Source organism: Allomuricauda sp. d1, from assembly GCF_039592695.1.
Classification (GTDB): domain Bacteria; phylum Bacteroidota; class Bacteroidia; order Flavobacteriales; family Flavobacteriaceae; genus Flagellimonas_A.
In genome coordinates, this window is sequence record NZ_JBBUTK010000001.1 from 1,039,611 (window position 1) to 1,057,747 (window position 18,137).

Consider the following 18,137-nt stretch of genomic DNA (forward strand, 5'->3'; position numbering starts at 1 on the left):
TAAAAAAATCCTGCAGCAATACAGGATTTAGTATAGTTTTAACTGTGGTGTCAGCCCACTACTTCTTTCACCTTTTTGCCAATCTCAGCAGGTGAGTCCACCACATGAATGCCACAATCACGCATGATTTTTTTCTTGGCCTGGGCCGTATCATCACTACCACCCACTATAGCACCTGCATGGCCCATGGTTCGGCCTGCAGGAGCGGTCACGCCAGCAATAAAACCAACGACTGGTTTTTTGCTTCCACTTTCTTTGTACCAACGGGCAGCGTCTGCTTCAAGCTGGCCACCGATTTCACCAATCATGACCACACATTCGGTTTCAGGGTCATTGATGAGCATTTCAACAGCATTTTTTGTGGTTGTTCCGATGATGGGGTCTCCACCGATTCCGATGGCTGTGGTGATGCCCAAACCTTGACGTACCACTTGGTCGGCCGCCTCATAGGTCAATGTACCTGATTTAGAGACAATTCCGATGTTTCCTTTTTCAAAGACGAATCCTGGCATGATGCCTACTTTGGCCTCACCCGGTGTGATGACCCCGGGGCAATTTGGGCCTATAAGCACACAGTCTTTTTCTTTGATATAGTCATTTGCTTTTACCATATCGGCCACTGGTATACCTTCTGTAATCGTGATAATCACTTTGATACCAGCGTTGGCCGCTTCCATAATGGCGTCTGCTGCAAAAGCTGGCGGAACAAAAATTATTGAAGTATCTGCCCCTGCCTTCTCAACGGCTTCTTCAACGGTATTGAACACTGGCTTGCCCAGATGTTCTTGCCCTCCTTTACCGGGAGTAACACCACCCACGATATTGGTACCGTATTCAATCATTTGCTCGGCATGAAAAGTTCCTTCGCTACCCGTAAAGCCCTGAACAATAATTTTTGAATCTTTATTGACTAAAACGCTCATTTTTCAAATTAGTTTGTGCAAAAATATACGTTGGCCTTCAATGTGCCATGGCAATTCTCATTTCTTTTTCAATTGCTCAATAATTGAAGGAATCTGCCGAATACTGGCCAATTGCTTCAACCTTTCACGTGACTCTTCTGCTGGGCTACCAAAATAGGTTTTACCGCCCCCCAATGATTTTGAAACCCCAGCCTGGGCCAGAATCACCGCCTTTTTACCAATGGTTATGCCGCTGATAATACCTACTTGCCCCCACATAGTGACTTCATCTTCAACGACCACACAACCCGCGATGCCCACTTGAGAGGCAATCAAGCATTTTCGGCCAATTACTGTGTCATGGCCCACTTGAATCTGGTTGTCCAATTTTGAACCCTCCTTGATGGTGGTGCTTCCGGTTACTCCCCTGTCGATGGTACAACCCGCACCGATATCTACATTGTCTTCTATGACGACATTTCCGCCTGAAACCAACTTATCAAATCCTTCAGGGCGATTTTTGTAATAGAAGGCATCGGCACCCAAGACAGTTCCTGCGTGAATGGTTACATTACTTCCGATGGTACAGTCATCATAAATGGTGACGTTGGGATGAATCAAACAGTTTTCGCCAATAGTTACATTATTGCCAACAAAAACGTTCGGTTGAATCACCGTGCCTTCTCCTATCTTGGCAGAACTTGCAATATTGGATACGGCTTTTTGAAACGGATTGAAATGTAATGTGAGGGTATTGAAATCACGAAAAGGATCTTCTGAAATCAAAAGTGCTTTTCCTTCGGGGCAATCCACTTCTTTGTTGATAAGTACAATCGTCGCGGCAGATTGCAATGCTTTGTCATAATACTTCGGATGGTCAACAAAAACAATATCCCCTTCTTCCACTATGTGGATTTCATTCATTCCCAATACTGGAAAATCATCTGGGCCTACATACTCGCAATCGATAATGTCTGCGATTTGTCGTAGAGTATGTGCTTTTAGAAATTTCAATCTTTTGAAGTTTAAAGGTTTATGAGTTTAGGTGTTATTTGTCACTTCAACTTAAACTCTTAAACATTTACACATATAACTTTTTTATTCTTTCGCCCTTTCCATATACGAGCCGTTTGAAGTATCGATTTTGATTTTGTCACCTTCATTGATGAACAAGGGTACGTTCACTCTTGCACCTGTCTCTAAAGTGGCAGGTTTGGTGGCGTTTGTTGCCGTGTTGCCCTTTACTCCGGGTTCGGCATGCGTTACTTCTAAAACCACACTGGCGGGCATGTCAACAGAGAGCGGCATGCTGTCCTCAGCATTGAAAATAATGGTCACCACCTCACCTTCCTTCAGTAAGTCTGGAGTATCCAACGCATCTTCCTGCAATGCGATTTGGTTGTAATCATCGGTATTCATGAAGTGATAGGTCTGCCCATCAGCATATAAAAATTGGTACGAACGGGTTTCCACTCGTACATCCTCAATTTTATGGCCTGCCGAAAATGTATTGTCAATCACTTTTCCTGTAGTCACGCTTTTCAGCTTTGTACGCACGAAAGCAGGGCCTTTACCCGGTTTTACGTGAAGAAATTCAACAATTTTATAGATGTCGTTATTGTAGCGGATGCACAATCCTTTACGTATGTCAGAGGTATTTGCCATAATTAATTTGTACTAAAATAGCCTTTCATGATGCCACGTTGCGAATCTCTTATAAACTGAAGGATTTCATCCCGTTCGGGAGTAGCCTCTACTTCAGCCTCGATAATTTCTGTGGCTTGCGAATTGTTATAATGCTTTTGATACAGTATTCTATAGATATTCTGAATCTCACGGATTTTATCGGCCTCAAAACCCCTCCTTCTCAATCCGACTGAGTTGATACCCACGTATGACAGCGGTTCGCGAGCAGCCTTTACATAGGGGGGAACGTCTTTGCGCACCAAAGAACCACCGGTCACGAAAGCATGGTTGCCAATGGAAACAAACTGGTGCACGGCCACCATACCCGCCAATACCACATCATTGCCAATGGTGACATGGCCTGCTAGGGTAGAGTTATTGGAAAAAATGCAATTGTCGCCAATGAAACAGTCATGTGCCACATGGCAATAGGCCATGATCAAACAATTTTTGCCGATGACCGTTTTCATTCTGTCCTCGGTACCCTTGTTGATGGTGGCGCACTCGCGTATGGTCGTATTGTTACCAATATGCACCGTGGTCTCTTCGCCTTTATATTTTAGGTCTTGCGGAATTGCAGAAATAATCGCCCCAGGAAATATGTTGCAGTTTTTTCCGATTCTGGCTCCTTCCATGATGGTCACGTTTGAGCCTATCCAAGTTCCCTCGCCAATAACTACATTATTGTGAATGGTGGTAAAGGGCTCGATGACCACATTCTTGGCAATCTTGGCCCCGGGATGTACGTATGCTAAGGGTTGGTTCATTTCTTTTCGTCGCCTTTTGTTTTGACAATTTGTGCCATGAGTTCTGCTTCAGAGGCCAACTTACCATTGGCATAAGCATAGGCCTGCATATGGCAAATACCGCGGCGTATTGGCGATATGAGGTCACATTTAAAAATCAGGGTATCGCCAGGCACTACCTGTTGCTTGAACTTTACATTGTCTATTTTCATAAAATACGTCAGGTAGTTTTCAGGGTCTGGCACGGTGCTGAGCACCAAAATCCCGCCTGTCTGGGCCATCGCCTCAATTTGCAGTACCCCAGGCATCACCGGTGCGCCCGGAAAGTGGCCCACAAAAAATGGCTCGTTCATGGTCACATTTTTTACACCGACCACATGGTTGTCCGAAAGCTCCAAAATCTTGTCGACCAATAAAAAGGGAGGTCGATGGGGCAGCATGTTCATGATTTGGGTAACATCCATCAACGGTGCTTGGTTCAAATCATATTGGGGAACGTTGTTTCGCTTTTCAATCTTGATGATTTTTGCCAGCTTCTTGGCAAATTGCGTGTTTACATAGTGGCCTGGTTTGTTCGCAATCACTTTTCCCCTGATGCGGGTGCCGGTCAGGGCCAAGTCACCAATAACATCCAACAGTTTGTGGCGCGCTGCTTCGTTGGGATGGTGCAGCGTGAGATTGTCCAGTATGCCATTGGGTTTTACGGATAGTTTTTTCTTGTTGAAGGCCTTCTCCAGCTTTTTCATGGTAGTTTCAGAGATTTCCTTATCCACATAAACAATGGCATTGTTCAAATCTCCACCTTTTATGAGACCATGTTCGAGAAGCATTTCCAGCTCATGCAAAAAACTGAAGGTGCGCGCAGCGGAGATTTCAGTCTTAAAATCGGAAATATGTTGTAACGTGGCGTTCTGGGTTCCTAAAACCTTGGTGCCGAAATCGACCATGGTGGTCACCTGATATTCATCCGCAGGAATGATTGTTATCTCACTACCCGAGGCCTCATCTTTATAGGAAACCACATCTTTGACAACATACTCTTCACGGTCTGCATCTTGTTCTTCAATGCCAGCCTCCTCTAAGGCCTCGACAAAAAACTTTGAGGAACCATCCATAATCGGAGGTTCGGGAGCATCAAGTTCAATCAACACATTGTCAATATCCATCCCTATCAAGGCCGCCAAAACATGTTCTGAGGTCTGGATCTTGACACCGTTCTTCTCTAAGTTTGTGCCACGCTGGGTATTGACCACATAGTTGACATCGGCTTCTATAATGGGTTCTCCCTCTAAATCGACCCGCTTGAAAGCAAAGCCGTGATTCACAGCCGCTGGCATAAAGGTCATGTTCACATCTTCACCTGTATGAAGACCAACACCTTTTAACGTAACCGATTTTTTGATGGTTTTTTGCTTTACACTAGTTGTTATCACCGTCAGTCTTTTTTTCTAGATCAGCAATTTGATTTACAATTCTGGGTAAGTTCTTAAAGTGTACATACGATTTATTGTAATCGCCATAATTCAGTGCCGGTGACCCTTGCAATACTTCATCATCTTTGACATTTCGACCGATACCGGATTGGGCCTGTATCTTCACACGGTCACCAATGGTAATATGGCCCACGATACCTACTTGACCGCCTATCAGACAGTTTTTTCCAATCTTGGTCGATCCTGCAATGCCCGTTTGGGCTGCTATTGCAGTGTGTTCACCGATTTCTACGTTGTGGGCAATCTGTATTTGGTTGTCGAGTTTAACCCCTTTTCTCAAAATGGTAGAGCCCAAGGTGGCGCGGTCAATTGTGGTACCAGCCCCTACATCAACATTGTCTTCTAAAATGACGTTACCGGTCTGTGGCACTTTGCTGTATTCTCCGTTTTTATTCGGAGTAAATCCGAATCCGTCTGCACCGATAATCGCACCACTATGTATGACACAATTGTTGCCGACAATAGTTTCGGAATAAATTTTTGCCCCCGCATAGATCAACACATCATTGCCGATAATGACATTGTCACCTATATACACATTCGGAAACACCTTTACGTTGTCACCGATTTTTATGTTATCGCCCAAATACGAGAACGCCCCGAGGTAAAATCCCTCACCATATTGGGCAGTCTCTGAGATATACGATGGACTTTCAATGCCTATTTTATTGTTCTTGACTTGATTGTAGTACTCCAACAATTTTGAGAACGATTTGTACGCGTCTTCAACCTTAATCAATGTTGTTGAAAGCGACTGTTCTGGTTCAAAATCTTTGTTGACAATCGTAATCGAAGCCTTGGTAGAATAAATGTACGGAGTGTATTTTGGGTTGGCCAAAAAGGTCAAAGATCCCTTTTCACCCTCCTCTATTTTTGACAGCTTATGTACGGCCGTGTCTGGGTTGCCATGAACTTCACCCTCTAAAATTCCCGCGATCTGGGTGGCCGTAAATTTCATTCACTCTTAAGCTTTGGTTTTGAAAAAAAACCTAATGGGTTTTTCTCAGCCGCAAAAGTAAGAAAATTTAACTCGATAATCGAGATTGGATGTCAAGACGCTCCGCTTGTGCCAAAATTTGCGGTCAGTTTCTATTTCAGTGTTCGGTGTGCTTACCTTAGGTTCAGTTCACTAACGCTTGCCTTGGGGTAACAGAGATAATATTTCGTGGTCGTTTTTGAAAAAGCTTGCAACGCCAGATGGTCAGAAGCCTTCGCAACATCGATAATTGTACTATTTTTTTTCAAAATGTTGATGTTCTGATGTTCTAAATCGTAGGTCTTGTTGTCTATCTTACCTGAAAACACAAAATAACCACTCTCTTCATCACTTACCCCATAATTCTCAGCGACCCATTTTTGCTTCTCAGCTACCTTCCCCTCCTTAGCTGGCTTATTTCTGATCTTGATTTTCAGCAGTTTTCTATTGAGCAGCATTTTGCACAGCCTTGACAGTACTTCGTCGTCATGAAACTGCCAACGCTTGATGGCCGAAAGCACATCGACATCATCAAGAAAAGCAAATTTCTTCAGTAAATCTTCGTTCAATGGAACAGGTCCATCCTGCTTCAGAAAATACAACAAAGGCTCACTACAAGAAATATCGCTTCCTGCCTTCAATAAACTTTTCACGCGTTCTACAACTTTTATCAGCAATAATTCGGCCACCAAACTGGTTTTATGCAAATACACTTGCCAGTACATGAAGCGGCGGGCCATCAAGAACTTCTCGACGGCATAGATGCCTTTCTCTTCGACCACTAAATGGCCATCGGCCACATTCAGCATGGTGATGAGCCTTTCAGAATTGATATTACCTTCGGTTACTCCCGTATAAAAACTATCCCTTTTGAGGTAATCGAGACGGTCCATATCCAACTGGCTTGAGATCAGTTCGTTCATGAAGGGTTTTCGGTAATTGCCCTCAAAAATGGCGATGGCCATGTCCATTCCACCTCCCAAAGAATCATTGAGCGATTTCATAAAACCCAATGAAATCTTTTCATGGCTGTTTCCCAAATAAATTTTTTCTTCCAGGGCATGCGAGAAAGGCCCGTGGCCTATATCGTGCAATAAAATGGCACAGAGAAGTGCGTTTTCTTCCTCTGAAGAAATGGCAACCTTTTTATAGCGCAATACCTCGATGGCCTGGCGCATCAGGTGCATACTGCCCAAAGCGTGGTGAAACCGGGTGTGGTGCGCACCGGGATATACCAGATACGACATCCCCATTTGGGAAATCCTGCGCAAACGTTGAAAATAAGGATGGCCGATCAGATTGTAGATGAATTCATTGGGCGTGCCAATAAAACCGTAAATTGGATCGTTGAATATTTTGAGCTTGTTGGTCTGCGCCAAAAAAGTTTCGAGTTTAGGTTCAAAGTATCAAGTTCGTAAAGATAAACACTATATGAGTAAAATATCCATTCTATGGGTCGATGACGAGATTGACCTGTTGAAGCCGCACATCCTTTTTCTAGAACAGAAAGATTACACCGTTACGACATGTCAAAGCGGACAAGAAGCTTTGGATGAAATCGAGCACACCACTTTTGATATTGTTTTTTTGGATGAAAACATGCCCGGCATTTCCGGTCTTGAAACATTGAGTGAAATCAAACAGTTGGATGCCACCCTGCCCGTGGTCATGATCACCAAAAGTGAGGAAGAGTATATCATGGATGAGGCCATTGGCTCTAAAATTGCCGATTACCTTATCAAGCCCGTGAACCCCAACCAGATTTTGTTGTCGCTCAAAAAGAGTTTAGACAACTCCCGTTTGGTGTCAGAGCGCACTACGGCCAATTACCAACAGGAGTTTCGAAAAATTGCAATGGACCTTTCTATGGTCAACTCGTGGGAGGAATGGGTCGAACTCTATAAAAAGTTGATGTATTGGGAATTACGCTTGGAGGATATCGAGGATTCGGGCATGTTCGAAATTTTGGAATCCCAAAAGTCGGAAGCCAATGCACAATTCGGCAAGTTTGTCGATAAAAATTATCCCGATTGGTTTGAGGATGCTGACGGACCTGTCATGTCACATACACTGTTCAAAAATTGGATCAAACCCGAAATTGAAGATACCCCTACCCTTTTGGTCGTGGTCGATAACCTGCGGTACGACCAGTGGTTGGCTTTTGAAGATGCACTATCAAGTTTTTACCGGAAGAAAAAAGAACAGGCCTATTGCAGCATTCTGCCCACGGCCACCCAGTATGCCCGTAATGCCATTTTCTCTGGATTGACTCCGCTGGATATGGAAAAGCGTCACCCCAATTGGTGGAAGAACGATACCGATGAAGGGGGCAAAAATCTTTATGAAGCGGATTTTATGGGAGCACAACTGAAACGTCTGGGTATGGACTTAAAATGGGAATACCATAAAATCAGCAGCTTAAAACAGGGTAAGCAACTTTCCCAAAACTTTAAGACCCAGAAGAACAACGACCTAACGGTCATTGTCTACAATTTTGTGGACATGCTCTCACATGCCAAGACCGAGATGGAAGTCATCAAAGAGCTGGCCAGCAATGACAAGGCCTACCGTTCATTGACCCTGAGCTGGTTCAAGAACTCCCCATTGTTGGAAATCATTCAACAGGCCCAGGCCTTGGACATGAAACTGATCATTACTACAGACCATGGCACCATCAATGTCAAGCAGCCTTCAAAAGTAATCGGCGACCGTGATACCAGCCTGAACCTACGCTATAAAACGGGCCGCAGTCTGACTTATGAAAACAAAGATGTGCTGGCGGCCAAAAACCCGCATACGATTCATCTGCCCAACATCAACCTGAGCAGTTCGTTCATCTTTGCCAAAAACGATTTGTTTTTTGCCTACCCAAACAATTACAACCATTATGTGGGCTATTACCGCAATACCTACCAACATGGCGGGGTTTCGTTGGAAGAAATGATCGTGCCTTTTGTAGTTTTGGATGCGAAATAAGTCTCAGTATTTTTAGATGACTTTCCATTGAAAAGCAAGAAGTTTGGATACAAAAGACAATTCGTGTAAGATTTTTTAAGTGATTAATGCCTTATACGAATTGTCTTTTTTAACCTAACTTGTTTTATTTGGTTTTTTCTAAAAAATCTGATTACCAACCAAACTATTAAAATTGCCAATAAAGCGAGAAAAATTTGCCATAATCCTACCATGGATTCTTCTTTTTTTGATCAACAAAGAATTATTAGCTAAGTATTAAGCAACCCCACCATTACTATTCAATATTATTATAAAATGTCTTGGGATAAAGACAGTAGAATGACCAACCATCATCATCTTTTTTGAATATATGAGCCTGAAGCGAATCGAAAAACTCAACAAACATAATGGCATAGTTTCCTTTATCAGTGAATACCGGAACAGAAAGCTTAATAGTCTGTTTGTCATTTTTTTTTGTCAGTTCTCTATCAATTAAACTTTTATTCCACTTTATACTTTTATCGCTTAGATTATTTCTCATTGTGTTGAAATCATCTTCTGATATGTACTCACCAATATCGACCTGAATGAATGTTTTTTCAATATCCTTAAGCAAAGTTTCCTTTTTTTTAATTGGAATACTTAGCTTTTTTATAGAATCCGTCTTTTTACGTGCTAAATTGAAATTGGCGTAATTCAATTGGCATTTGAAAATATCATTTGAAAAATAAAACCTCGATTTGTTAACTATGTATGACTTCTTGTAAAAATCATAAGTGTCTAGTATTTCTAATTGCGCATTGACAATCTTGTACACATCTTTCATGTTTTGTGGCTCAACGTTTTGAGCTTTACACCCGATGCTTACTACGCTTAATAGAGATAGAATTATTTTAAACTTTACTTTCATTATTTTTGCCCTTTCGCATTATTTGTTGCTCTATTATTTGCATCACCTTCGGCTCTATTGGCATTTCGAATTGCCGTTTTTCTCTCTGAAGAAAGACTGTTAAAAGCATCTGTGCTTAAAAGCCCCCCGACCAAGCAAGATTTTGATAATAATCCTGATTATGGACATTCCTGTCCCAAAACCAAGAAAGTGTGTGATAAACCTTCAACAAACTGTCCCATAAAACTCATGGTTGGTCAAAATTATGTATTACTACATTTATTAGTTCCATGCTTGGCAAAAAGCATTCAAAAGTCATTGGCAATTGTGATACCGCCCTCAACAAACTCTATAAGACTGGCTACGGCCTTAGCTATAAAAATAAAATCTACTGTCAACATAAAATCCGTGTACCACTTATATGCCAAACATCAACTTGAGCAGTTCGTTTACTATTTGTGGAAAACAATCTTTATAAATTCAATAATTTAAAATCAGACAAATATTCCTTACAGAAAATACATTATTAAAGACTTAAGCTACCATGTAGTCGTTGCAATTGATTCGGTAACTGACCATTCATCGTTGTACTTGTCAAAACAAAATATTGTTGAAAATCCATTCAATTTACTTCGGCTAAGCCCAACTTCAACAACAGCCTTTGTCCTATTTTTATTATACCATATTCTAGAAAAATCATAAAGTAAGTTAAATTTTTCAAAATAATCTCTGCTCTTTAGCTCGACTGTATCAGCCAATATTATGGTGTGTCCTTTTGTACTTAAAATTCCATCTAAACTTTTAATTGGTTTTGTTGGAAGAGACATGTCTATTATTTTTTTGAAAGCTTCCGGCAATTTGTTTTTTCCTGATTCATCAAAAGTGCTTCTCATAAATGGATAAATTGCTATAACCATTTTAGTATTGAGCAATGAATCTATCTCTACTTCCGCAGTATCGGTATTAGTGCTTTTTAAGGGTGGAGGTGGCGCTAACGGGAAACTTAGTTTATCAACGATTAATGATATTATTTGTTTGTCCTCTTTAGCGAGTTCTTGTAAATGGCATCGAATTGGTAATGAAAAAATCACCAAAAAAATGCATACCAACTTGAACTTACTTACAAATTTCAGAATTAGCTTCTGTAGTTCTTCTAAGATTGTCATAATATGTGTTTTTTTCTTTGCTCAGTTTTTTTGCGGCGTAACCAGAATCTCTTAGGCCATCCCATGCATACGACATATAGTAATCTAATGCGAATTGATTTCCATCCAACTGTCTGAGGGCTGACGCTACCTTCTTAACATAGTTTTCTACCATATATGCATGATGAGCATCGTTTTTCCAGTTATAGTCTTTATCTTGATACTTTAGCGCCCATTTTTTATACCATGCATACAATTGTAGTAGTCTCGCCCTATTATTTGGATCAACGCCAGATTCATATCTACTGACGTAGCGGTGCATTTCAGCGTGTAAGCCTTCATGTAAAATTAACGAAGCCAAACCTAGCGAACTCTGGTTAACATTTTCTATGGTTATGATAATATTCTTTGGGTCAGTGCCATCGGTACAGGCTTCATCTGTACGTACACATTCACCAGTTCTCAATGTCAAATCGTATTGCGGGTCATCAATAAATGCTCCTATTGTCTTTTTAAACAGATTTCCGTTTAAAGATTTTAGTTTATTGTAAACACAAAGAGGCACACCAGTTAAATTGTTAATGACATTATCTTCAACTGCATTGAGTTGCGTCTGCTCCCATTCGCTGAAATCAATTGATTCAAGACCCACTTTATTATGCCCGCCTCCCGGCAACATGCCGTCATGGCTCATGCTCTCCCATGTACATTCGGTCGAGACCGTGGTACGGTAAGGCTCACTTTCGCAGTGCCAATTCGGATCTGAGGCGAATCTGCTGCAGCTGTACCAATTTGTATAGGTTCTTTCACATACAGGCCCACTACGAGAAGCTTGTTGTTTACCGTTCTTAGTACCTGCTACTTGGCCATTTTCTACGCGGTTTTCAGAAAGTACATTGCCATCGAGCTCTAATATTCGCAACCACCCTGTATATTGATGCCAACCAGGAAAAACCTCTTGCTCGTTTAGCCAATCAGCATCTACCTCAAATTCAAAGGCGTGCCCTAAAATATTACCATTGTCGCTCTGCCTCAAAACAAACTTTCGCGTTGTCAACTCATCAGGTTTCATTGAAAAAGTATAGTAGGTGATTTTTAAAGCTGCATCATATCTTTTCAATGCCCTGTCAAAATCAACATCATCCAACATCGAGGCACCCTTATTGGTTTCTATGACTTTATTCGACAACTTTTTGACAGAGTTTTGCAGTTCAGTATCTGCTGAAAGAAAAATAACCTTTGAACTTGAAGTCGCTATGTCATGTATGCCCTCATCGGGTGATATTGTCTCTTCTTGCTCGCAAGCTAAGTTTATGACAAGAAAAATAAGGAAATAAAATTTTAGTTTTTTCATAATGGGTCTCAATTTAAAAGTTGGGTTGAATAATTTGAAAAAGTCGTTTGATGAATACAATATCAAATATAGAATATTTTCTATATAAAAGAACTAATTTTCTCAGTATTTCGATAAAAAGAGCGTTTTGGTAGTGGTTGTATAGAAAAAAGTATCTTTGTTAGAAATTTGACTTATATGCTCAAAACCATTGATCGCCTGATGCAGTTTATTGATTATGCCGGAATGAGCGCGCGCCAATTTGACCTATCGATAGGTGCCAGCAATGGCTATACTTTACGGATGAAAAAGAACAGTGCCTCTATCGGCAGTGATGTAATCGAGGCCATTATCAAAAAATACCCTGAATTGAATTTGGTGTGGTTGATGACCGGTGAGGGCGAAATGTTGAATCCCGATAAGGAGGTATTACGAACAGGTGAATTGCCCTTGGAGCAACAAAAAGAAATTGAGCGGTTGGTTGAGGCAAAACTAAAAGAGCGCCATGAACAGGAGCTCCAAGCGTTGTTAAAAGAAGTGACTGACGAAATTGAACGCCGTCAAAAGAAACCTAAGAAGTAGTGGATTTTTGAAGTTCGTTTTCGAGTTGGGATTTTAACGACAAAAGCTCTTCTTCGAGAATCGCATTTTTATCCCTGTCTTCTTTGAATGATAGAAAACGATTTTTAAGATTTTCAAACTCACCGCTTTTATTTCCGTATTTTTTCGATAACAGCTCCTCTGCCCTAGTATGGTTTTTTTGGTAAATTGTTTTTAGCTTGTTTTGATAATAGGCAGGTTTGGCTAGGAATAACAAAATCAATAATATGCCTAACAGTAAGGGCATGGCTTCAAAAATTTCGTGTTCATCGATAACGTCAATTTCAGGTTTTAAACCCGTGCGAAGTTGATACATTGTAACTAAAATTGGACTTAGCAAGGCGTATCGCCACCATTTTTTTTCAGAAAGAAAAAATACCACCATAGGAGTCAAGACAAGCAATTTCAGAGCTAAATACCATAAGAAAGTGGCAAAATTGGGAAATCCGAAATTCCCTAATTCAAAAAGATGAAAATCGACGCTTTTCATTTCAAAGCTTATATTGCTGGAAATTGTACCGATAATTGGTGATAATACCAATAACAAACAAAAAAAGGTATTTCTCAAGCCACTATCTCGAGCTATTTTAAAATTGTTAAAAAAGTTGCTTGTTTTATTTTTAAAACTAAATAGCGGGATTAGAAGTATTACTAGAGGTATTAACCAATGATTTTCTAGATTGGTTCCTTGCTTCAAAAAATCATAAGACAACCAGTACAAGCAAACTAAAATCGCATACCTATGTATTTTTATAGTGTGAAAATAATACACTACGATAAGAAGAGTCGGGATGATATGAAGTAAAACCATCCATGCGTAAGCGAGATTACTGTCATATCCATGGCTATATTCCCAAGAATAAAGATTAAATGTAGTATCTGTTTCACTGAAAAGTAAATGAAACTGGACAAGAAATGGGCTGAAGAAAATTAACACCCCTAGTGACAGCTCTTTTAAAAATCTATCTCGTTTTACATATTTTGCAACAAACATGATCAGTGTTCAGGTATTTAATGATTTGAAAATAACACGTTTTTTCTGACCCAACAAGTAATATGGAGAAAATAATCTATAAAAAAGATGAACTGCCCCAAATTGCGGGCCAACTGCTACATAAAAAGCAATCTAATATACTTTGTCTTTATGGCGAAATGGGTGCCGGTAAGACCACTTTGGTCAAAGCAATGATCAAAGTATTGGGGGGTATCGATGCAGGAAACAGCCCAACCTTTGGCCTGGTCAATGAATATCATGATGCCAAAGGCAAACTTCTGGCCTACCATTTTGATTTTTACCGAATTGAAAATGAAGAGGAAGCTTACGATTTGGGATTGGAAGATTATTTGGCTTCAGGAGCATGGATCTTTATCGAATGGCCTGAAAAAGTGGAACGTCTGATTCCATCAGCACATCAAAGGATTTTCTTACAGTTTATCGATGAAAACACCCGTAGTATCGAGTTTTAACTTCCTAAGATTTTGTTAATTGGTTTTTTTTACTATTTTCGATGAAGTTCCCTCAGGATCGATGAAAAGATTGATTTATTGGATAAAAAGCAGATTTTATCGATAAACCGTTTTTGTTTATGCTATTTTTCTTACATTCGCACCTGAATGAATGCATTCATATTTAAGTAACCAAAAAAAATGTACGATGAACACTAGAAAAGTATTTTTTGGTATGCTAGCTATGGTTGTTTTGATGGCGGTGTCACTTTCGACAACTGTCACCATTGATGACAATCAAGAGCTAGGAGTTAGGAAAGATCAATTTATGAAGCCTAAAAGATAGGTCTGATTGAAATTTCCACAAAAGTGAAAGGGCAATACTAAATATTGCCCTTTTTTCGTTATATGAATTATTACACCCTTCATGGCGAAAAACAATACTTCAAAAAAATTAGCTAGAAAACGAATTTTTATAGAGTCCTTTGTTGCTCTATTAATAATAGTTTCTCCATTTATTTATAAGAGCCACGAATATCTTCCGGAAAATTCTTCTGTCGAAACGGTAAAGTTTTTATGGTTTGAAATTGGTAAAAGCGGGTTTCCTTCTATTGAAATGAGTGGATGGTTTTTTGTTTCTAAGGTTGTTCCGCTTTATCTCCTTTTAATCTGGTTTTTAACTTGCAAACACTGGTGGTACCATATTATATTGATTCCACTTCTAATGTTCACTTTTCAATTATTTGAAGGTTATTACTTGGAAAGTGGAACAATAGATAGTGAAAATATTCTTTGGCTATTGCCAGTTTGTATGGTGGTCATTCCTTTTGTCTATTTTATCCGTGTCAAACTCTATGACAAACATGTGCACGGCATCGACCTCAAAGCCATGGACACCGAACTGAGCATTCTTAAAGAAAAAGAAGAATTGCGCAAAGAGCGCGAGAAACTCGAGCAGCTTAAAGACAAAACGCCCAAAGCATCTGAACTTCACTCTGACAATTTCAAAGCCCACAAAGAGGTACTTTAAAAAATTGTAACTTCGTTTTTAAGAATAAGGCCAACGCTTGTGGCCTTTACTCGATAATCGAGATTTATAATGCTCTGACACTTGCGTCGAAACCCAAGATTCGTTTCCTTTTAACGTCTCGTGGGCTTGACCCAAGGTAGTTTACATTACAACCTATGAACCAACCTTCTTCCCCGTTCAGCAAACAAGAATTGTTGCCGCAAGAAGAGACCCTTGAGGTCATCAAGCAAAAAGGCGAGCTTTTTATCGGCATCCCCAAAGAAAACCAGTACCAAGAAAAACGTATCTGCCTCACACCCGATGCTGTGAATGCGATAACGGCCCATGGGCACCGCGTCATGATTGAGTCAGGGGCTGGTGAGGGAGCCAATTATACCGATGTTGAATATACCAATGCTGGGGCCGAAATCACCCGAGATACCAAAAAGGTGTTTTCATGCCCCCTCATTCTTAAGGTTGAGCCGCCCAGTTTGCAGGAGATTGAACTGTTGAACCCCCAAACCATTGTCATTTCAGCACTTCAAATAAAAACGCAGTCAAAAAACTATTTTGAAGAAATGGCCAAACGGCGGTTGACAGCCATTGCCTTTGAATACATTCGCGATGAAGATGGTAAATTCCCCGCAGTACGTTCGTTGAGTGAGATTGCAGGTACCGCCGCCGTGTTGATTGCCTCAGAACTGATGTCCGTGGCCAATGATGGCAATGGTCTTATGTTTGGCAACATCAGCGGTGTACCGCCTGTGGAGGTGGTCATCTTGGGCGCGGGCACCGTCGGCGAGTATGCGGCGCGCTCTTCGCTGGGGCTTGGGGCCAATGTGAAGGTATTTGATAACTCTATCACCAAACTGAGAAACATTCAGACTAACCTTAAAGAGACGATTTACACCTCTACGCTACAACCCAAGAATCTGGTCAAGGCCTTGAAACGCTGTGATGTGGCCATAGGTGCGGTACGGGGAAAAGACAGGGCTCCCGTGGTAGTATCAAAAACCATGGTCGAAAACATGAAAACTGGGGCGGTCATCATTGATGTGAGCATTGATATGGGTGGTTGTTTCGAAACCACTGAGGTCACCACACATGTCAAACCTGTAATTGAAAAATTTGGGGTATTGCATTATGGCGTGCCCAATATTCCGGCGCGCTACCCCAGAACGTCTACAATATCCATCAGCAATATTTTCACCCCCTATCTATTGAAAATTGGTGAGGATGGCGGATTAGAGCATTCCCTGCGGTTCGACAAAGGCCTCCGGAACGGACTCTACATGTACCACGGCATCTTGACCAACAAAACCGTTGGCGATTGGTTTGACCTGAATTCAAGTGATATCAACTTTTTAATTTTTTAAACAGAATGGTGCTGTTGAAACGCATTGGCTGGTATCTGGTCGGGCTATCCATCGGATTGGTGTTCTTGATGTTCTTCCTCAAAAAAAAATCTGAGGAAACCGGAGTTGAATTTTGCTACCTGCCCAATTGTCGGGTTTTGAAAGACATACGCTCAAAACCGTTATCATTTTCAGAAGAAGTTCTGGCGAAAATGGAATCTGTGCAAATGGACAGTATGACCATTGTTTCCTTTTTAAAGGATGGCGATATCGATTTTGCAGAAAGTGACGCCAAGGCGAATCCATGTAAACTGTACAAAATCAACAAGGATTTTGATGGGAGGCGATTTACTCTGGATGTAGAAAATTGCAACGAAAGAGCTATTCTCAAAGGCCTTGCCAAAGAATAGCCTAAATCTTTCTTCTTTCTTTTTCTTTTTTCAAAAGTGACAGCTCTCGGGTGGTTTGTCCGGCCACCGATGTGTTCTCTTCCGCTCTTCGGATAAGATACGGCATTACATCACGAACAGGGCCATAGGGTAAATATTTGGCTACGCGATACCCCGCTTCAGCTAGATTGAACGAAATATGGTCGCTCATACCGTACAACTGCCCGAACCAAATTCGAGGGTCGCTTTTTGATATTCCGTTGTAATGCATCAAACCCAGCAAACGATAAGTACTTATTTCATTGTGGGTTCCTGAAAAGATGGAAAAGACATCCAAATGGTTCACCATGAATTTCACCGCAGTGTCAAAATTATCGTCCGTTTCCTTTTTAGAAGTACAGATGGGTGATTTGTATCCCTTTTCCTCAGCACGATTGTTTTCCTTTTCCATGTATGCGCCGCGAACCACTTTGATGCCCACCTTGAAGTTTTCATTTTTTGCGGTTTCGACCAATGATTTCAAATAATCCATACGGTCCCAGCGGTACATTTGGGCGGTATTGAAAATGACCGCCCTCTCAGTATTGTATTTTCGCATCATCTGCTCGGCCAGATTGTCGGCGGCATCTTGCATCCAGCTTTCTTCCGCATCAATCAATAGCGCCACATCGAGATCATGGGCTTTTTTACATGCAAGGTCAAAACGATTGACAATACGCTGCCATTCGGCTGTTTCTTCTTCCGTCAAATTCAATCCTGCACCGACTTTTTCATACAATTTGAACCTGCCGAATGCCGTGGGCTTGAAAACCGCAAACGGAATGGCCTCTTTCTCTTTGACAAAATCAAGCACATGCAAAATTTTCTGCATGGCCGTATCGAATTGATTTTCGATTTCCTTTCCTTCCACAGAATAATCCAAAATGGAGCAGACCCCGTGCTCAAACATCTGGTCAATTTTTGGCAAACAATCTTGCTCGTTGACTCCGCCACAAAAATGGTCAAAAACGGTAGCGCGAATCAATCCTTCGACCGGCAGATGGGCCTTGACGGCAAAGTTGGTCACCGCAGTACCGATACGCACGAGGGGTTCGTTGGCAATCATTTTGAATAGAAAATAGGCCCTTTCTAGTTCTGAATCAGTTTTTAAGCGAAATGCAATTGCGGTATTCTCAAAATCAGGCCTCGTCATTGCCAATTTTTTAAAGATTCA

General features: G+C 41.0%; 19 protein-coding genes. 7 read left to right on the plus strand and 12 right to left on the minus strand.

Going from position 1 to position 18,137, the window contains the following annotated elements:
• Positions 1-50: 50 nt before the first annotated feature.
• The 7 genes from sucD to AAAH86_RS04890 all read right to left on the minus strand — a co-directional run bounded on the left by sucD (position 51) and on the right by AAAH86_RS04890 (position 7,182).
• The gene (gene sucD, locus AAAH86_RS04860; RefSeq protein WP_343486376.1) at positions 51-923 is read right to left on the minus strand and encodes a succinate--CoA ligase subunit alpha; all 873 of its coding nucleotides are present in this window, start codon (positions 921-923) and stop codon (positions 51-53) included.
• 57 nt (positions 924-980) lie between these two features.
• Positions 981-1,916, minus strand: coding sequence for a UDP-3-O-(3-hydroxymyristoyl)glucosamine N-acyltransferase (locus AAAH86_RS04865; RefSeq protein ID WP_343486377.1), 936 nt, complete (start codon positions 1,914-1,916; stop codon positions 981-983).
• 84 nt (positions 1,917-2,000) lie between these two features.
• Positions 2,001-2,567 (minus strand): elongation factor P, encoded by a 567-nt coding sequence (efp, locus tag AAAH86_RS04870; protein ID WP_343486378.1) that lies wholly within the window; start codon positions 2,565-2,567, stop codon positions 2,001-2,003.
• 2 nt (positions 2,568-2,569) lie between these two features.
• Positions 2,570-3,355, minus strand: coding sequence for an acyl-ACP--UDP-N-acetylglucosamine O-acyltransferase (gene lpxA / locus AAAH86_RS04875; protein WP_343486379.1), 786 nt, complete (start codon positions 3,353-3,355; stop codon positions 2,570-2,572).
• Positions 3,352-4,773, minus strand: coding sequence for a bifunctional UDP-3-O-[3-hydroxymyristoyl] N-acetylglucosamine deacetylase/3-hydroxyacyl-ACP dehydratase (locus tag AAAH86_RS04880; RefSeq protein ID WP_343486835.1), 1,422 nt, complete (start codon positions 4,771-4,773; stop codon positions 3,352-3,354). The genes lpxA and AAAH86_RS04880 overlap by 4 nt, the downstream gene beginning before the upstream one ends.
• Positions 4,754-5,785: a UDP-3-O-(3-hydroxymyristoyl)glucosamine N-acyltransferase gene (gene lpxD, locus AAAH86_RS04885; RefSeq protein WP_343486380.1), complete on the minus strand. Its 1,032-nt coding sequence runs from the start codon at positions 5,783-5,785 to the stop codon at positions 4,754-4,756. Before lpxD ends, AAAH86_RS04880 begins: the two co-directional genes overlap by 20 nt.
• Before the next feature lie 152 nt (positions 5,786-5,937).
• Positions 5,938-7,182 carry an HD domain-containing protein gene (locus tag AAAH86_RS04890; protein ID WP_343486382.1) on the minus strand — a complete coding sequence of 415 codons (1,245 nt, stop codon included), beginning with the start codon at positions 7,180-7,182 and terminating at the stop codon, positions 5,938-5,940.
• 52 nt (positions 7,183-7,234) lie between these two features.
• Between AAAH86_RS04890 and AAAH86_RS04895 the strand changes: the two genes are divergently transcribed.
• Positions 7,235-8,779, plus strand: a complete 1,545-nt coding sequence (locus tag AAAH86_RS04895; protein ID WP_343486383.1) for a response regulator — start codon at positions 7,235-7,237, stop codon at positions 8,777-8,779.
• A 274-nt stretch (positions 8,780-9,053) separates the two neighbouring features.
• On the opposite strand, the gene AAAH86_RS04900 is transcribed toward AAAH86_RS04895, so the two are convergent.
• The 3 genes from AAAH86_RS04900 to AAAH86_RS04910 form a co-directional block, all read right to left on the minus strand.
• The gene (locus AAAH86_RS04900) at positions 9,054-9,668 is read right to left on the minus strand and encodes a hypothetical protein (RefSeq protein ID WP_343486384.1); all 615 of its coding nucleotides are present in this window, start codon (positions 9,666-9,668) and stop codon (positions 9,054-9,056) included.
• Between the two features lie 518 nt (positions 9,669-10,186).
• On the minus strand, positions 10,187-10,813 hold the full coding sequence (locus AAAH86_RS04905) for a hypothetical protein (protein ID WP_343486385.1): 627 nt from the start codon (positions 10,811-10,813) through the stop codon (positions 10,187-10,189).
• Positions 10,764-12,146 (minus strand): hypothetical protein, encoded by a 1,383-nt coding sequence (locus AAAH86_RS04910; protein ID WP_343486386.1) that lies wholly within the window; start codon positions 12,144-12,146, stop codon positions 10,764-10,766. Before AAAH86_RS04910 ends, AAAH86_RS04905 begins: the two co-directional genes overlap by 50 nt.
• Positions 12,147-12,323: 177 nt before the next feature.
• On the opposite strand from AAAH86_RS04910, the gene AAAH86_RS04915 reads away from it, so the two are divergent.
• Positions 12,324-12,707 carry a hypothetical protein gene (locus AAAH86_RS04915; RefSeq protein WP_343486387.1) on the plus strand — a complete coding sequence of 128 codons (384 nt, stop codon included), beginning with the start codon at positions 12,324-12,326 and terminating at the stop codon, positions 12,705-12,707.
• Here the strand turns inward: AAAH86_RS04915 and AAAH86_RS04920 are convergent.
• Positions 12,697-13,719, minus strand: coding sequence for a hypothetical protein (locus tag AAAH86_RS04920; RefSeq protein WP_343486388.1), 1,023 nt, complete (start codon positions 13,717-13,719; stop codon positions 12,697-12,699). The genes AAAH86_RS04915 and AAAH86_RS04920 overlap by 11 nt on opposite strands.
• 62 nt (positions 13,720-13,781) lie before the next feature.
• Between AAAH86_RS04920 and tsaE the strand changes: the two genes are divergently transcribed.
• The 5 genes from tsaE (at position 13,782) to AAAH86_RS04945 (ending at position 16,945) form a co-directional block, all read left to right on the plus strand.
• Positions 13,782-14,192, plus strand: a complete 411-nt coding sequence (gene tsaE / locus AAAH86_RS04925) for a tRNA (adenosine(37)-N6)-threonylcarbamoyltransferase complex ATPase subunit type 1 TsaE (RefSeq protein WP_343486389.1) — start codon at positions 13,782-13,784, stop codon at positions 14,190-14,192.
• Positions 14,193-14,379: 187 nt separating this feature from the next.
• Positions 14,380-14,517 (plus strand): hypothetical protein, encoded by a 138-nt coding sequence (locus tag AAAH86_RS04930; protein WP_343486390.1) that lies wholly within the window; start codon positions 14,380-14,382, stop codon positions 14,515-14,517.
• An 81-nt stretch (positions 14,518-14,598) separates the two neighbouring features.
• Positions 14,599-15,201 (plus strand): hypothetical protein, encoded by a 603-nt coding sequence (locus AAAH86_RS04935; RefSeq protein ID WP_343486391.1) that lies wholly within the window; start codon positions 14,599-14,601, stop codon positions 15,199-15,201.
• A gap of 155 nt (positions 15,202-15,356) precedes the next feature.
• Complete coding sequence (locus AAAH86_RS04940) at positions 15,357-16,556, plus strand: alanine dehydrogenase (protein ID WP_343486392.1); 1,200 nt, start codon at positions 15,357-15,359, stop codon at positions 16,554-16,556.
• A gap of 5 nt (positions 16,557-16,561) precedes the next feature.
• On the plus strand, positions 16,562-16,945 hold the full coding sequence (locus AAAH86_RS04945) for a DUF4258 domain-containing protein (protein ID WP_343486393.1): 384 nt from the start codon (positions 16,562-16,564) through the stop codon (positions 16,943-16,945).
• 1 nt (position 16,946) lies between these two features.
• On the opposite strand, the gene AAAH86_RS04950 is transcribed toward AAAH86_RS04945, so the two are convergent.
• Positions 16,947-18,116, minus strand: a complete 1,170-nt coding sequence (locus tag AAAH86_RS04950) for a proline dehydrogenase family protein (protein ID WP_343486394.1) — start codon at positions 18,114-18,116, stop codon at positions 16,947-16,949.
• Positions 18,117-18,137: the final 21 nt, after the last annotated feature.

What these genes read in the sequence shown, in the direction of transcription:
- AAAH86_RS04950 (WP_343486394.1), bottom strand. Translation starts at nt 18,116, where the DNA reads ATGACGAGGCCTGATTTTGAGAATACCGCAATTGCATTTCGCTTAAAA.
- sucD (WP_343486376.1), bottom strand. Translation starts at nt 923, where the DNA reads ATGAGCGTTTTAGTCAATAAAGATTCAAAAATTATTGTTCAGGGCTTT.
- AAAH86_RS04940 (WP_343486392.1), top strand. Translation starts at nt 15,357, where the DNA reads ATGAACCAACCTTCTTCCCCGTTCAGCAAACAAGAATTGTTGCCGCAA.
- AAAH86_RS04910 (WP_343486386.1), bottom strand. Translation starts at nt 12,146, where the DNA reads ATGAAAAAACTAAAATTTTATTTCCTTATTTTTCTTGTCATAAACTTA.
- AAAH86_RS04905 (WP_343486385.1), bottom strand. Translation starts at nt 10,813, where the DNA reads ATGACAATCTTAGAAGAACTACAGAAGCTAATTCTGAAATTTGTAAGT.
- tsaE (WP_343486389.1), top strand. Translation starts at nt 13,782, where the DNA reads ATGGAGAAAATAATCTATAAAAAAGATGAACTGCCCCAAATTGCGGGC.
- lpxD (WP_343486380.1), bottom strand. Translation starts at nt 5,785, where the DNA reads ATGAAATTTACGGCCACCCAGATCGCGGGAATTTTAGAGGGTGAAGTT.
- AAAH86_RS04945 (WP_343486393.1), top strand. Translation starts at nt 16,562, where the DNA reads ATGGTGCTGTTGAAACGCATTGGCTGGTATCTGGTCGGGCTATCCATC.
- AAAH86_RS04920 (WP_343486388.1), bottom strand. Translation starts at nt 13,719, where the DNA reads ATGTTTGTTGCAAAATATGTAAAACGAGATAGATTTTTAAAAGAGCTG.
- lpxA (WP_343486379.1), bottom strand. Translation starts at nt 3,355, where the DNA reads ATGAACCAACCCTTAGCATACGTACATCCCGGGGCCAAGATTGCCAAG.
- AAAH86_RS04915 (WP_343486387.1), top strand. Translation starts at nt 12,324, where the DNA reads ATGCTCAAAACCATTGATCGCCTGATGCAGTTTATTGATTATGCCGGA.
- efp (WP_343486378.1), bottom strand. Translation starts at nt 2,567, where the DNA reads ATGGCAAATACCTCTGACATACGTAAAGGATTGTGCATCCGCTACAAT.
- AAAH86_RS04935 (WP_343486391.1), top strand. Translation starts at nt 14,599, where the DNA reads ATGGCGAAAAACAATACTTCAAAAAAATTAGCTAGAAAACGAATTTTT.
- AAAH86_RS04930 (WP_343486390.1), top strand. Translation starts at nt 14,380, where the DNA reads ATGAACACTAGAAAAGTATTTTTTGGTATGCTAGCTATGGTTGTTTTG.
- AAAH86_RS04895 (WP_343486383.1), top strand. Translation starts at nt 7,235, where the DNA reads ATGAGTAAAATATCCATTCTATGGGTCGATGACGAGATTGACCTGTTG.
- AAAH86_RS04900 (WP_343486384.1), bottom strand. Translation starts at nt 9,668, where the DNA reads ATGAAAGTAAAGTTTAAAATAATTCTATCTCTATTAAGCGTAGTAAGC.